Here is a 13362-nt window from a genome sequence, read left to right as displayed (position 1 = left end):
TCTTCTCAGCGGACTTCCGCCCACGGCCAGCACGAGTACCCCGGGGAGCGGTCACACCAGCCCTTTGACCTGCGTCTTCAAGTTGGCGGAGGCTCTCTGCCAGGCATCACCGGGTGCTTGTTCGGTGAGTCGGTCGATGCGCCAGACGCCTGCCGGGGACTTGATCCGCTGCTACTTGGGCACCGCCGCCACACAGCCGATGCCGAGCTGTCGGCCGTTCTTCCTTGCAGCCTGGCCCAGCGGACCACGGGCGTAGTCCCGCATCCGCCAGCGCAGATCCGCCCGAGCGAACCGGCCCGCCATCCGGGTGAACACCACCTCCCACTCGTCCACCCGGCAACCGACTTCAGCCGTGCCCTCCATGCCAGGAGAACCGTGCTGTGGAACGACGAGAAAACCCATACCACTGCGGGGCACGGGCGGACGCAAGGTTGGCTACCGAGCCGAGACCCCGGTGTAGGTGCAGATCACCGAGTACGCGGCGGCGGCCGTCGAGAGCGGCGAGACCACGGTCGGCGGCCTGCCGGTCGTCGAAGACGACGTACGGCCGAGCGCTTCGCCCGGCCGCTTCACCGCCCGGGCCCTCGTCCGGCTCGCTTCCCAGACTCCCTCCCTACCCTCCCACATGTGGGAGGGCGAGAGCACCACCTGCCCAGATGTAGTGTCGGCGAGGCTGGTGGTGTACCGGCCACTCGTGCGCCCGCGGAGTGCGGGAGGCCAGGGAAGAAGTGAGGAATGGCAGTGATCTGCGTCGGCGGCATGATCGGTATCGGCAAGACGAGCGTCGCCGAGCTGCTCGCCAGGGAACTGGGGAGCGAGGTCTTCTACGAGAGCGTGGACGACAACCCGATCCTCCCGCTCTTCTACACGGCGACGCCCGAGGAGATCCAGGCGAAGCGCTACCCGTTCCTGCTCCAGCTCCACTTCCTGCAGACGAGGTTCGCCTCGATCAAGCAGGCGTACAGGCAGGGGAACAACGTCCTGGACCGCTCGATCTACGAGGACTGGTACTTCGCCAAGGTCAACCACGACCTCGGTCGCATCAGCGCCCTGGAGATGCGGGTGTACGAGGGGCTGCTCGACGAGATGATGCGCGAGATCGACGGCCTGCCCTACCGCAAGGCGCCCGACCTCATGGTCTACCTCCGGGCCGACTTCGAGACGGTGCTGCGCCGCATCGGGCTCAGGGGGCGCGACTTCGAGCAGGACGCGGGCCTCGTCGAGTACTACCGGACGCTGTGGTCCGGCTACGACGACTGGGTCCACCTCCACTACTCGGCCAGCGACGTCCTCGTCGTCGACATGAACCGTACGGACGTGGTGAACGATCGCGCGGACGCGGCCCGCGTCGTGCGCGAGGTGAAGGACGCCCTGGCGGCGGCCGGCCGCCGCCGGGCCGAAGCCGGCCTGGAACCTGCCTGAAGCCACATCACGGGGAATCGATGGGAGGGGAGGGGGCGGGTCCGATCCGGTCCGGGAGATGTCGGCCCGCCCGGTGGCGATCGACGATCGAAGCGGGCTGCCGGCCGGGGCCGGGGGCGCCTTCCTGCTCCGCGGGCCGGTCCGGTGGATGCGAAGTGGGTGACGGTGCGGTGACGAACATCGGCAACGACCACGTGAAGGTCCGTTTCCGCAGGGACGTGAACGGAGGCGGCCGGCTGCCGGCGAGCGTCGAGAGCCCGTGGGCCGTGGACCCCGGTGACGACACGGTACGGCTGGGCAGCACGCCCTGGTTCGTCCGCGGAGTCGCCCGCGGAGACGTCATCAGGATTCGACCGGATGACGATGGCGTTCTCCGGGCCGGGGAAACGGTGGAGCCTTCGCAGAACTACACCATCCGGCTCGTCGTGCTGAAGGACGACGGCTCTGCCGCCGCCCGGCAGAGCGTGCTGGAGGCCTTCCGCCGCCTCGGGACGACGGGCGAGGGCATCGAGCGGTTCGGGACGGTGGCCCCGGACGTCCCGCCGCAGGCGGACGTGCCGAAGATCCGTGAGCTGTCGGAGCACGGCGAGGCGAAGGAGTGGTGGCACCGGGAAGAAGGGTGTGTCACTGCCGCCCGGGAAGCCGCTGCGCGACCTTGAACACAGCGGTGCCCCGTCCCGGTCTGGGTCGAGCCGGGGCTTCCTCGTTCTCGTACCGGCGCAGGAACCGGCCGCTCGGATCCGTCGCGTCCATGCGCCGATCGCGGCGATCGCGGCGATCAGAATGGCGGCCTCGAAGCGGACGGTGAGTTCGTCGAACCGGGTGGCTGCCGCCCACGAACCGTCGCTGCCGAACAACGACCTGAGAACCGCAGTGATCACCAGACAACCGACCCGCCCCGAAAATCGTACTGATCTCGTCTGAGCTGCGGCAATGCGGGTAGGCAGGGAGAATCGCCGCCCTTTCAACACACGGGTGCGAGAACTTACGGTCTCGCCCCCGTGCCGTACGAGGAGATGTCCGTCATGAGCTCCACCACGGTCCTGCCCCTCCCCCACCGGCCGGTGCGCACAGCCACCCGTGCTTCCGCCGCTCTTCCGTCTTCGGCGCTCGACGCGATGCTGGACGCCGCCTACGAGACGCACCGCAGGTTCCGGCACGGCGCTTTCGCCGAGCCCTGTCCGACATGCCACGTCCCGGCGGGCGAACTCTGTCTGACGCGTCGCAGCGTGCACGCCGCCCGCCGACTGGCGCACCGAACCCGGGTGGCGCAGACCGAGCCGTTTCCTCGTATGGTCGCGCAGGCCTGCTGAACGCATGGGCCGGTGACATCGGTGAACGGGGCGGGCCACCGAGAGTTCTCGGGGCGTGAACGCCGGCGCCCAGGCCGATGCCGGATGACGACGTCCCCTGCTCGACAGGGAGTCCCTGGGGTCGGGGAGGAACGGTTCAGTCCGGTTCGGTTCGACTGGAACGACCCCTCCTTGTCAGGATGCCCCTGACACCCCTATCCTGCGCGTCAGGATCGGCCTGACGAACGGCCACCGGCGGAGGAGGGTTCGCGATGCTCGCCGAAACGAGGGACCGCGACGGCCGGGTGTGCTCGTTCTCGCCAAGCCCGAGGCCGAGGTGACCAAGCTGGTCGCCGGTCCCGGAGTGAACATCTGCACCGACTGCGTGGACCTGGCCGCCTCCATCGTCGCCGAGTACCGCCCGGGCCCGACCGAGCTGCGGATGCCGATGTGGGGCGAGCTGACCGATGCCGAGATGCTGGAGCGGCTGCCCCGGGTCGCGGCACTCGCCGACCAGGTCGAGGCCGACCTGCGCATGTGGGTCACGGAACTCCGGCGTCGTGGCGTGACCTGGGCCAGGGTCGGCCAGGCACTGGGCATCACCCGCCAGTCGGCCTGGGAACGCTTCTCCGGGGAGGAGTGACCAAGAGTCGCCCTCGGCACCGCTGGCAGGCACCCCGGTCAGACGCATCTGCCTTGTTACTCCGTCGTTCCTTCGTCAGGACGGTCGTCGGCGGCGGGACCGACCGTTCGGTGCTTCCTGCCCGTTCGTGAGGACAGGCCCTGCGTCATCTCGACGAACCACCAGGTGCCCGCCACCACGCACGCCATCAGGAAGCCGCTGACCACAGCCGTGCGCCAGGGTGCCTGTTCCGCCCGCCATTCCACGACGGTCAGCGCCACCCACCCGACCAGCAGCACGCACGCGACCCGTACACGTCGATGTTCGAACATGTCCACCCGCTACCCGAAACGGTATCGATCACGCCGGTGGCCTCTGCTTCCGGGCGTCGCCCCTGGGCCCTCCACTTGAGCGGAGGACCTCGGCCGCCTGTTGGACCGGCACGGGCAGTGCGGTGATCGGGAACAGCGCCCCGAGGCAAGCAGCAGTCCCCTCGTAGGCGGCATGGCCACCACCAAGGCCTCGTGAGGGTTGGGCAGTACGGCGTCTGCGGCCGCGCCGAGCGGTACGACGGCGAGCAGACCGGGTACGGCGACCCACAGCAGCGTCAGCCAGTCGCCCGGTCCGTGCGGCAGCAGTGCCCCGGCAGCCCTGGAGCGCGGCGTCGCTTGCGGGTCCCGTCGGCGGGGCGGGATCGATCAGGAACGGAGAAGCCCCGGCGGGCACGCCGGACCTAGCGTGAGCGGCATGACCTTCCTCACATCCGTCACCCTCGAGGTGGCCGACCCCGCGACCGCCGCCCGGTTCCACGAAGATGCTTTCGGACTCGGCCCCGCCGCGCTGCGGCTGCGGGCCTGCGAGACCCCGACCGAGGGTTTCCGCGGGTTCACCCTGGCCCTGACCGTCTCCCGGCCGGCCGACGTCGACAGCTTCGTCGAGTCCGCGCTCGCCGCGGGCGCCACCACGCTCAAGCCCGCCGACAGGTCCCTGTGGGGCTACGGCGGCGTCCTGCGGGCCCCGGACGGAACCATCTGGAAGATCGCCACCTCCTCCAAGAAGGACGGCGGTCCTGCCGTCCGGAGGATCGACGAGATCGTGCTCCTCCTCGGCGTCGAGGACGTGAGGGCGAGCAAGCGGTTCTACGTCGAGCGGGGCCTGGGCGTGGGCAAGAGCTTCGGCGGCAAGTACGCCGAGTTCATCGCCGACGCCTCCAGCCCCGTCAAGCTCGCCCTCTACAAGCGGCGCGGCCTGGCCAAGGACCTCGGCGTCCCCGCCGACGGCTCCGGCTCGCACCGCGTCGTCCTCGGCACCACCACCGGCCCCTTCACCGACCCCGACGGCTTCTCCTGGGAGACCACGGTCCCCGTTGCAGCGCCCACCGGCATCTGACGCCGCTCGCTTCCGGCTTCGGTCGGGAGGGGGTGCGTGCCGAAGTCCTCACCGGGACGGTCGCCTCCGCCGCGTGGGCGGGACGCAAGCGGAACGAAAGCGGTGGTGTCCGGACTGGGCCGTGCCCCGTTTCGCACTCGCACAGGAGTCCCGTGTCTCGCACCGCCCATCGCGCCGTCGGCGCCGGATCCCACCGGCGGTCCCGCCCTCTGGCCCGTTCGACGACGGTCTGCGTCGCGCTGGGCGCGGCGCTGCTGACGCCCACCAGCGTCGAGGGCGGCAACCGAACGATCCGGCTGGTCGACGACGACATGACGTACGTCAGTGGCCCGTATAGCCGCTGCATGGTGCGGGGACCGGAGTTCGACAGCTCCAAGCCGGCGGGCCGGTCACCCAGGAGACCTGCCCCAAGCAGACCCCCTCCGCACGCCTGCGGACCGCCCCTCCTTCCCCGGGGGCGGCCCCTTGTCGTCGCTTCCGCGTCCGCGGGCTCGGCGGCCGGGCCCGTCCGTCCACGGACCGGCCGGCGTCCCGTTCCGACCGTACGGGGCTTCGACGCCGGACCGGGCTCCTCGCGCGTCCCGGCGACGAGGCGGGAGCGCAGCGGGGCGGGCGGCGTGTGACTCAGGTCGGCGGGGCACGGCGCGCGATGATGGAGGCATGCGTTCTCGGCCTGTGCTCGTCTATGACGGAGACTGCGGCTTCTGCACGACGGCTGCACGCTTCACCGAACGGCGCGTGCGACCCCGCTGCGATGTCGTCCCGTGGCAGTTCGCGGACCTCGGCGCCCTCGGCGTCACGCGGGAGCGTGCCGCGTACGAGGTGTTGTGGGTGACGCCGGCCGGAGGGGTGGACGGTGGCTCGCGAGCCGTCGCGAAGGCACTGGTGAGCGCGGGGGGAGTCTGGGCGCTGTCGGGGCGGGCGCTCTTGTTGCCCGGCGTGCGGTGGGTAGCCCGGCGGGTCTACCGGTTCATGGCGATCCATCGGCACCGGCTGCCGGGTGGGACGCCGACGTGCGCCGTGCCTCGTCGTCCCCGGTGATCCGGGGCGGGAGCCCGGGGGCGGAATACGGGAGGTTCCGCCGCTCCTCGTGGGAGAAGCGGCCGCCGGGCGGGCGTCCGCTCTCAGGGCGCCCCGGCAGTTCGGCGCCGTGGCCGCGGAGGGAACGGCGGGGGCGTCGGCTCCCGTAACCGGGTGCGGAAGGTCTTGGGGGTGACGCCGAGTGACGACTTGTGAGCCTCGCGGACGGGGCTCACGACGGACGCGGATGGCAAGCGGGGCCGGCACTCCTCACCACGTCTCACCATGGCGGGTTCCGGCTGTGCGGGCGAAGAGGGCGGGCCCTGGCCGGTGGGGATCGCACCGCTGTGGAGGATCGGTGGGCGGGGCCGGAGTATCCGGTGTGCTTCGCTTGTTGGTACGGATGCCTCGGTGTGCAAGGAAAGGACGGCCGGACGGGTGGCGAGTATGGACTTCCCCGGTGGGCTGCGGGCGGACGGCCTGCCGGCCGCGCTGTCGGATCCCGAGCGCCTGGCCGCGGTGGAGGCCACCGCCCTGCTGGACACCGGGCCCGAGGAGGTCTTCGAGGACCTCGCCTCCCTCGCGGCCCGGATCACCGGGTCCGGGCGGGCGTTCGTGACCCTGGTCGACGCGGAGCGCTCGTTCTGGAAGGCGTGCGTCGGCGTGGACGCCGACGCGCTCGAAGACCGGCAGAATCCGGTGGAGCAGAGCTTCTGCTACTTCCTGGTCGGACTGGAGGGGCAGCCGTTCATCGTCGACGACGCCGCCGCCGACCCGCGCACAGAAGGTCACCCCTCGGTGGGCCCGATGAGCATCGGTGCCTGGGCCGGCTATCCCCTGCTCGCCCCCGAGGGGCACGTACTGGGTAGCTTCTGCGTGATCGACGACTCCCCGCGTGCCTGGTCCGCGGCCGACCTGGCGACGCTGGAGACCCTGGCCCGGTCGGTGGCGTCGGAGATACACCTGCGCCAGAGCCTGACCGCGGCGCGGGCCGCCCACCAGCGCTCGGCCGACCTCGCGCACAGCCTGCAGGCCGCCCTGCTTCCTCCGCGGCTGCGGAAGGTCCCCGGTGTGGAGGCCGCGGCCTCCTACCTTCCGGCCTCGAACCGGCACCGCACCGACATCGAGGTCGGCGGCGACTTCTACGACCTCTTCCACACCCGCGGTACGCACTACGCCGCCGTCCTGGGCGACGTGTGCGGCAAGGGGATCCAGGCCGCCCAGGTCAGCTCCATGGCCCGCTACACCGTGCGCGCGGACGCGGGTGAGGCGGACTCGCCGGCCGATCTGCTGGGACGTCTCAACACCGCCCTGCTCGCGCAGAGCACCTCCCGCTTCCTCACCGCCGCCTGCACCGTCTTCGAGCCCGCCCCCGGCGGGCTGTCGGGCGTCATCGCGCTGGCCGGACATCCGCCGGCACTGGTCCGCCGCGCCGACGGGAGCGTCGAGCTCCTCGGCACGCCGGGCACCCTGCTGGGCGTGATGGACACGGTCCACCTGACCGATGTGTCCTTCGAGCTCACTCCCGGCGACCTGCTGCTGCTCTACACCGACGGCGCCACCGAAGCCCGCCCCCGCCCCGGCACCAGTCCCGAAGAAGCCCAGGCGATCTTCGACGAAGAAGACCTCGCCGCCGCCCTGGCCGCCAGCCACGCCCTGGACGCCGCCGCGACCATCGCCCATCTCACCGCCGTTCTCGACGCCCACCACGGCGGCTGGGCCAGCGACGACACCGCCCTGCTCGCCCTGCGCGTTCCCCCACCGTCCTGATCGCGCCGGCTCCGAAGGATCCGGGGTCCGGGAGCCCGGGGTCATGGACGGCACAGCAGGATCTCCGAAGCGTGATCCACGCGCCGCCCTCACCGCCCTCCTCACCTGCTGAGCAGCGGGAAACAGCACGCGGGCCCCGTTCTCGGGGTCCGACGCCGGGCAGAGTTCTACGCCGGGCAGGGTTCTACGCCGGGCTGAGGGTGTCGGCCAGAGCGATGCGGGCGGTGATCCGCTTGCCGGCCGCCTCCTGCTCGATGAACAGCTTCTCGGCGACCGCCTTGATGATCTCCAGACCGTGCTGGCCCACCCGCCCCGGATCCGCGGTACGGGCCACGGGAATGCCGGGTTCGCTGTCCCGTATGACCACGTCCACCACGTCGGCGGTGACGCGCAGCTCCATGAGGACCGGCCCCGGGGCGTATTTGACGGCGTTGGTGACCAGCTCGCTGACGACCAGCTCCGTCAAGTCCCTCGCGCGTGCGGAAACAGGCAGACGGTGATCGGTACGGGCCGTCTCGAGGAAGGCGGTGGCGTGGTGGCGGGCCTCGGCGATGCAGGAACCGCCGCCGTCCAGGGTGAAGCCCACGCGCATCAGAAACGCCTCGGACCCGTCGTCGGCGTGATCATCGGCATGGGCTTCCACTGTCGTCCTCGTTCCCGTTCACGCGGCGCGGCTGCCCGCCCGGATGGCCCTTGCCCGGCGGGGGTGGGCCGGGCCGCCGCCCGGAGCACCTGGCCCCGGACGGGTGGGGCACAATTGTTCGCACGTGCCCCCGCCCCGGGGGTAAGCGTAAACGCAGGCGAGGAGACGATGAGCGGCAACAGAGAAGTGGAGCAGCCCAGCCGGCTGTCCGCGACGGTCCGCACGGTCGACGACGTCCGCGTCGTCACCCTGCAGGGCGAGATCGACCACACCTCCCGGGAAGTCCTCGGTCAAGCCCTGATCCCCGAAGAACGAGCACCGGCGCCACGGGTCGTGGCCGACCTCACGGGTGTGAGTTTCATGGACTCCAGCGGCATCAACGTCTTCATCACCGCCCACCGCCGGATCTGCGAGATCGGCGGTCGGCTGCACATCGCCGGCGCCGGCGAAGCCGTCCGGCGCGTCCTGACCCTCGTCGGAGTCGACACCGTCATCCCGTGCCACCCCACCCTCGAGCAGGCCCTCCTGGACGCCTGACCCTCGGCGCACCGCGAAGGACGAGACGGGGGCGGCACCTCTCCCCCTGCCGGACGATGGGCGGTCGGGCAGGCCGTGTCCGCCGTTCCCGGTGTCCCGGGCGCGACCGTGTCACATGGACCGTCCGCCCGTCTCATGGGCCTCAGGCCGACGGCCGCCCGCGCCAGTCGAGGCAGACGACCATGGCGTCGTCGTCGGGGTCGATCACGCCACGGTGGCCGGCGAGTTCCTGGAGGACGGCACGGGGGACCTGGGAAGCGGGCAGGAGCCGGGTGCTGGTCAGGGCCCGGGCCAGGGCCCGCTCGCTGTACCGCTCCCCGGACGGGGAGGCGACGTCGTAGACGCCGTCGCTGACGAAGACGAGGCGGTCGCCCGGTTCGGTCCGGAAGTCTTCGGCCGTGTAGACGGTGTCCTCGAACATGCCCAGGGGCAGCTGGGCGCTCAGCTCGATCTGCTCGACCTTGCCGCGTCTCACGCGCCACATCTTCGGTGATCCGGCGTCCACGATCTCCGTCGCCCCGGTGGCCAGGTCGAAGCGCAGCAACAGGGCCGCCAGGTGCTGGGCCCCCCGGTGCTGGCCGTAGACCGCCTGGTCGGCGAGGTAGGCCTGGTCGGCCAGGGACAGGCCGGCCCGCCGGGCGTTGCGCAGGGCGTTGACCGCGAGGTTGGTCAGCAGGGCCGCGTCGATGCCCTCGCCCATTCCGTTGGTCACGGTCAGGGTGAGGTCGTGGGTCGACGTCGACCAGTCGAAGTTGTCCCCGTAGATCGCGTAGGCGGGTTCGAGCTGCGCGCCGATGTCGTACTCCGGACGGGTGCACGAACGCCCGGGAAGGAGCTGCCACTGCATCTCGGCGGCGAGCGTGAGGCGGTCGGCCCGCCGGGCCTGGAGGTAGAGGTCGGTGTCGCGTTCGCCGACGACGATCTCGTGTCCGAGCACCTCGGCGATCTCGGTCAGTTCCCGGGCGGTTCCGGAGTCCTCCTGCCAGTCGGGCAGGCGCAGGCTCAGGACCCCGATGCGGTCTCCGCGCACGCTCACCGGCAGGTGCACGGTGACCGGGCCGTCCTCCCCGGCTCCCTCGACGTGGGGCGACTGCCAGTTGAAGGCCCGGCCCGGGGCGCTGTCGTGGACGGGGACGGGTTCCCTCGTATAAGGGAGAGCCGTGACCGGTTGCAGTATGGTCGTCGCGTAGTCGGCCATGAGCAGGGTGACGTCCACGGCCCCGTAACGCGTGACCAGCCCTTCCTCCAGGGACGGGAGAAGAGCGTCGGGCGTGGCGGCACGCAGGGCGCGCTCGACCGCGATGAATCTGTCCATTGTCCGGTTACCGCCTAGTCTCAGAACGCGTGCGAAAGGGGGGCTTCTCTCATGTCTCGGCGACCGGAGGAAGCATCGCGGCGGAACGGTGCGGAGGGTTCCGCCGCCGGCGTGGCGCTCGAGGTCCTGGAACTGCTCGAAGTGCTGTGGTCCCAGGGGGAGACGGTGTCGACGGCTCCGCTGTCCTCCTCCCAGGTGCGCGTGCTGTACGTGCTGGAGCGCGAGGGAGTGGTAAACCTGCGCACCCTGGCCGAGAAGCTGGACTCCATGCCGTCGTCGGTCAGCCGGATGTGCGACCGCCTGCAGGCGGTGGGCTTCATCGACCGCGGTCACAACCCCTCCGACCGCCGCGAGCTGGAGCTGCGCCTGTCACGCAGGGGCGCGAGCTACCTCAGGGCGTTCCGTGCCCGCCGCGAGCAGGTCCTGCGCGAGTTGTTGGGGAAGATGACCCCGACCGAGCAGGCCATGCTGGTGCGGGGACTGTCCGGGATCCGGACCGTCGCCGGTGCCGGGGCCTCTCGCGAGGAGACGGACGCCAGCGTCACGGAATCGGCCTGAGCCCGACGACTGCGCCGATCGGTGCACGGTTCCTCCCTTCCGAGGAAATGCCGGAGGCCGTCTGCGCGCCTCGTGATGCTGCGACAGATTCGTTCCTCGGGCAGATACTTGTCAAATGACAAGTATTGCGGCCGTGTAACCGGTGGCGGGCCGACGGGTGTGCGGCGAGAGGTGCGCGGGGAGGGCGGAGCCCGGTCCCCACGGGGTCAGCGGCCCCCGTCGCGGTCGCGCAGTGACCTCTGCAGGGCGGCGAGCAGGCCGGCGAGTCCGGCCCGTACGGCTTCGTCCTCGGCGTGGTCCGGCAGGAGGGGGGACGGCTCGGTCAGCCGTTCGGCCCGCATCTCGGCGAGCAACCGCCGACCGGCACGCGTGGCGGTGACGATCCTGCCGCGTCCGTCGCCCGGCGTCGGAGCGCTGGCCACCAGCCCGGTCTGGGCGAGCTTGGCGGTCACGCGGCTCAAGGAGGTGGTCGGCACGGAAAGCAGGTGCGCCAGCCTCCCGGGGGCCAGCCGGCCGAAGTGCTCCAGCAGGACCAGTATCCGATAGGCGAGGCCCGAGGGCTCCCGGCGCAGTTCCAGGTCCTCCCACAACTCCAGCATCGCGGCGACCGCCTCTTCGTCAGCCGAAGAGGAAGAGGCCTGGTCCGGAGCGTCATTCATAGGCGGGTGCGGGATCGAGGACGATTCCCCTCCGCTTTCCCCGCGCGACCCCCTTCATGCCTGCCGGGAAGCACCTCGATCGACGTGACGTCCGTCGCGGTGGGCACACGGCCGGTTCCGGTCGCGGGGGGGGGCGGGGCGGATCCGGGAAGTGGACGAACACCGCCCCTTTCCGCCCTGCTTCGCTCCGCCCCGTGAAATACTTGCCGCACGACAACTATTGCTTGGCGGTCCGCCGGCGAGAAGAGGGGCGAAAGCGTGACGACGGCAGTGCCCGGAGCCGAGGACGGCCGTGCGGCCGCCTCCGAGGACAGGCCCGCCGACGGCCTCCTGGCCGAGGCGTTCGAGCTCCTGCCGGACGCCGTCTCGATCTCGACGGCGGTACGGGACGCCGACGGCCGGGCCGTCGACCTCTGTCTCGAGTACGCGAACGCGGCTGCCCGCGCCGGTCGCGCGGCCGGCGCGGCGCCCGCCGGGAGTCCGCGCGGCGGTCTGTGGTCCCGGACGGCCGGCGACGGCGTCCTCGCGGCCTGCCTGGACGTGCTGAACACCGGCCCGCCGGAGCACGGCGTGTTCATCCCCGCCGGGAAGGGCGCCCACCGCACGACGAATCGCGAGTACCGGGCCTTACGGCTGGGGAAGGACCGCCTGCTGCTCGTGCTGTGCACCGACCGGTGGACACGGGCCCCGGAGCGCGCGGAGGCGCGGCCCGACGGCGGGGACGCGGGCAGCGGCGGGAACGACCGGGAGCGGCTCCGGATCCTGGCCGACGCGGGAGCCGTGCTGGGGGCCTCGCTCGACCGCGGGGCGACCCTGGACGCGGTCACGGACTCCGTCGTGCCGGACCTCGCCGACGGCTGTCTCCTCTACCTCGTCGACGACACCGGCCTGCCGGCCCTGGCCGCCCTGGTCCACCGCGACCCGCGCCGGCAGCGGGAACTGCGCGACCTGGCCGAGGCGTCTCCCCCGCACCCGGACTCCGAGGACGGGGTCGGCGCCGTCATCCGCACCGGACGCCACGCGCGGGGGACCGACGTAGCCCGCGCCCTGGCCCCCTCCCCGCACGCCGGCGAGGACCGCCGGGCCCCGCACCGCCCGTCGCCCGCGGACTCTTGGCTGGCCGTTCCCGTGGGCCGGTCCGGCGCCGTGGTCGGAGCCATGCTCCTGGTGAGGGCCGCGTCCGGGTCCTCCGCCTTCACCGAGGAGGACGTCGTCCTCGCCCGGGAACTCTCCCGCCGCGCGGCCCCGGCGATCGAGAACGCCCGCCGTCATGCCGAGCAGACAGAGGTGGCGCGCAGGCTTCAGGAGAGCCTGCTGCCCCGCGCCCTGCCCGACGTGCCGGGCCTCGAACTGTCCGCCCGCCACCATCCCGGCGAGAAGGGCACCCTGATGGGCGGGGACTTCTACGACGTGTTCCCCAGCGGCCCCCAGGACTGGACGGTGACCGTCGGCGACGTCGCCGGCAAGGGTCCGCGGGCCGCGGCGCTCACCGGCCTCGTCCGCCACACCGTCCGCGCGGTGGGGCGGAGCACCGCCGACCCCGCCGTCCTCCTGCGCGCCGTCAACACCGCCCTCCTCGACGAGCCGTCGCCCGCTCGCCGCTTCTGCACGACGGCCTGCGCGACCCTGCGCCCGGAAGGCTCCGGGATGCGCCTCACCCTGGCCCTGGGGGGCCATCCGCACCCGCTGCTGCGCCGGAGCGACGGGACCGTCGTCCCGGTCGGCCACCCGGGCACCCTCCTCGGAGTGGTGAACGAGCCCCGCCTGCGGACCGTCCACCACACGCTGGTCCCCGGCGACCTGCTGCTCTTCTACACCGACGGCGTCACCGAGCACCGCTCGAACGACGGCGTCATGCTCGGCGAGGCGGGCCTGCACGCGGTCCTCACGCGCACCGCGGGCGCCTCGGCCGAAGCGACCGTACGCCTCCTGGAGGAAGAGATGGCCGCGCACGACCCCAGGGCGCCCACCGACGACTTCGCCATCCTCGGCGTCCGCGTGCGCTGACACCGGATCACGCGCCCCTGGGACCGGGCCTGCCGCTCGTCCGGTCGACACGGTCGGTCTCGGATCCGTTCCTGCGCGGGGAATGCGAGGAGGTAGGTCGGAGCCGCTCCCGAGCAGCGGGGGCGAAC

15 protein-coding genes are annotated in these 13362 nt (G+C 71.8%); 10 read left to right on the top strand and 5 right to left on the bottom strand.

Annotated features, from left to right (window positions below):
• Positions 1–171 precede the first annotated feature (171 nt).
• Positions 172–363, bottom strand: a complete 192-nt coding sequence (locus ACIP5O_RS26620; RefSeq protein WP_401297368.1) for a hypothetical protein — start codon at positions 361–363, stop codon at positions 172–174.
• A gap of 372 nt (positions 364–735) precedes the next feature.
• On the opposite strand from ACIP5O_RS26620, the gene ACIP5O_RS26615 reads away from it, so the two are divergent.
• The 4 genes from ACIP5O_RS26615 to ACIP5O_RS26600 all read left to right on the top strand — a co-directional run bounded on the left by ACIP5O_RS26615 (position 736) and on the right by ACIP5O_RS26600 (position 3357).
• On the top strand, positions 736–1422 hold the full coding sequence (locus tag ACIP5O_RS26615) for a deoxynucleoside kinase (protein ID WP_401297366.1): 687 nt from the start codon (positions 736–738) through the stop codon (positions 1420–1422).
• 155 nt (positions 1423–1577) lie between these two features.
• Positions 1578–2081 (top strand): DUF4265 domain-containing protein, encoded by a 504-nt coding sequence (locus tag ACIP5O_RS26610; protein ID WP_401297364.1) that lies wholly within the window; start codon positions 1578–1580, stop codon positions 2079–2081.
• Positions 2082–2447: 366 nt separating this feature from the next.
• Positions 2448–2735 carry a hypothetical protein gene (locus ACIP5O_RS26605; protein WP_401297362.1) on the top strand — a complete coding sequence of 96 codons (288 nt, stop codon included), beginning with the start codon at positions 2448–2450 and terminating at the stop codon, positions 2733–2735.
• A 286-nt stretch (positions 2736–3021) separates the two neighbouring features.
• On the top strand, positions 3022–3357 hold the full coding sequence (locus tag ACIP5O_RS26600; protein WP_401297360.1) for a ClpX C4-type zinc finger protein: 336 nt from the start codon (positions 3022–3024) through the stop codon (positions 3355–3357).
• Positions 3358–3413: 56 nt separating this feature from the next.
• On the opposite strand, the gene ACIP5O_RS26595 is transcribed toward ACIP5O_RS26600, so the two are convergent.
• The gene (locus ACIP5O_RS26595; RefSeq protein ID WP_401297359.1) at positions 3414–3674 is read right to left on the bottom strand and encodes a hypothetical protein; all 261 of its coding nucleotides are present in this window, start codon (positions 3672–3674) and stop codon (positions 3414–3416) included.
• A gap of 409 nt (positions 3675–4083) precedes the next feature.
• Between ACIP5O_RS26595 and ACIP5O_RS26590 the strand changes: the two genes are divergently transcribed.
• The 3 genes from ACIP5O_RS26590 (at position 4084) to ACIP5O_RS26580 (ending at position 7515) form a co-directional block, all read left to right on the top strand.
• On the top strand, positions 4084–4725 hold the full coding sequence (locus ACIP5O_RS26590; protein WP_401297357.1) for a glyoxalase: 642 nt from the start codon (positions 4084–4086) through the stop codon (positions 4723–4725).
• Positions 4726–5385: 660 nt separating this feature from the next.
• Positions 5386–5766, top strand: coding sequence for a thiol-disulfide oxidoreductase DCC family protein (locus tag ACIP5O_RS26585; protein WP_401297355.1), 381 nt, complete (start codon positions 5386–5388; stop codon positions 5764–5766).
• 426 nt (positions 5767–6192) lie between these two features.
• Positions 6193–7515, top strand: a complete 1323-nt coding sequence (locus ACIP5O_RS26580) for a PP2C family protein-serine/threonine phosphatase (RefSeq protein ID WP_401297377.1) — start codon at positions 6193–6195, stop codon at positions 7513–7515.
• Positions 7516–7699: 184 nt separating this feature from the next.
• Here ACIP5O_RS26580 and ACIP5O_RS26575 read toward each other — a convergent pair whose 3' ends face one another.
• Positions 7700–8107, bottom strand: coding sequence for an ATP-binding protein (locus ACIP5O_RS26575; RefSeq protein WP_401297354.1), 408 nt, complete (start codon positions 8105–8107; stop codon positions 7700–7702).
• A 219-nt stretch (positions 8108–8326) separates the two neighbouring features.
• On the opposite strand from ACIP5O_RS26575, the gene ACIP5O_RS26570 reads away from it, so the two are divergent.
• Positions 8327–8695, top strand: a complete 369-nt coding sequence (locus ACIP5O_RS26570) for an STAS domain-containing protein (protein ID WP_401297352.1) — start codon at positions 8327–8329, stop codon at positions 8693–8695.
• 142 nt (positions 8696–8837) lie between these two features.
• Here the strand turns inward: ACIP5O_RS26570 and ACIP5O_RS26565 are convergent, their stop codons facing one another.
• A complete protein-coding gene (locus ACIP5O_RS26565) occupies positions 8838–10010 on the bottom strand; it encodes a PP2C family protein-serine/threonine phosphatase (protein WP_401297350.1) in 1173 nt (390 codons plus the stop codon).
• Between the two features lie 111 nt (positions 10011–10121).
• On the opposite strand from ACIP5O_RS26565, the gene ACIP5O_RS26560 reads away from it, so the two are divergent.
• Positions 10122–10568, top strand: a complete 447-nt coding sequence (locus tag ACIP5O_RS26560; protein ID WP_401297348.1) for a MarR family winged helix-turn-helix transcriptional regulator — start codon at positions 10122–10124, stop codon at positions 10566–10568.
• Between the two features lie 206 nt (positions 10569–10774).
• Here ACIP5O_RS26560 and ACIP5O_RS26555 read toward each other — a convergent pair whose 3' ends face one another.
• Positions 10775–11167 (bottom strand): MarR family transcriptional regulator, encoded by a 393-nt coding sequence (locus ACIP5O_RS26555; protein ID WP_401297346.1) that lies wholly within the window; start codon positions 11165–11167, stop codon positions 10775–10777.
• A 318-nt stretch (positions 11168–11485) separates the two neighbouring features.
• Between ACIP5O_RS26555 and ACIP5O_RS26550 the strand changes: the two genes are divergently transcribed.
• Positions 11486–13234 carry a PP2C family protein-serine/threonine phosphatase gene (locus ACIP5O_RS26550; protein ID WP_401297345.1) on the top strand — a complete coding sequence of 583 codons (1749 nt, stop codon included), beginning with the start codon at positions 11486–11488 and terminating at the stop codon, positions 13232–13234.
• Positions 13235–13362 lie beyond the last annotated feature (128 nt).

This window comes from Streptomyces sp. NPDC088915 (genome assembly GCF_044749825.1).
GTDB lineage: Bacteria > Actinomycetota > Actinomycetes > Streptomycetales > Streptomycetaceae > Streptomyces.
The sequence above is the reverse complement of the archived record's forward strand: the minus strand, read 5'-3'. Positions and strand labels throughout refer to the sequence as shown.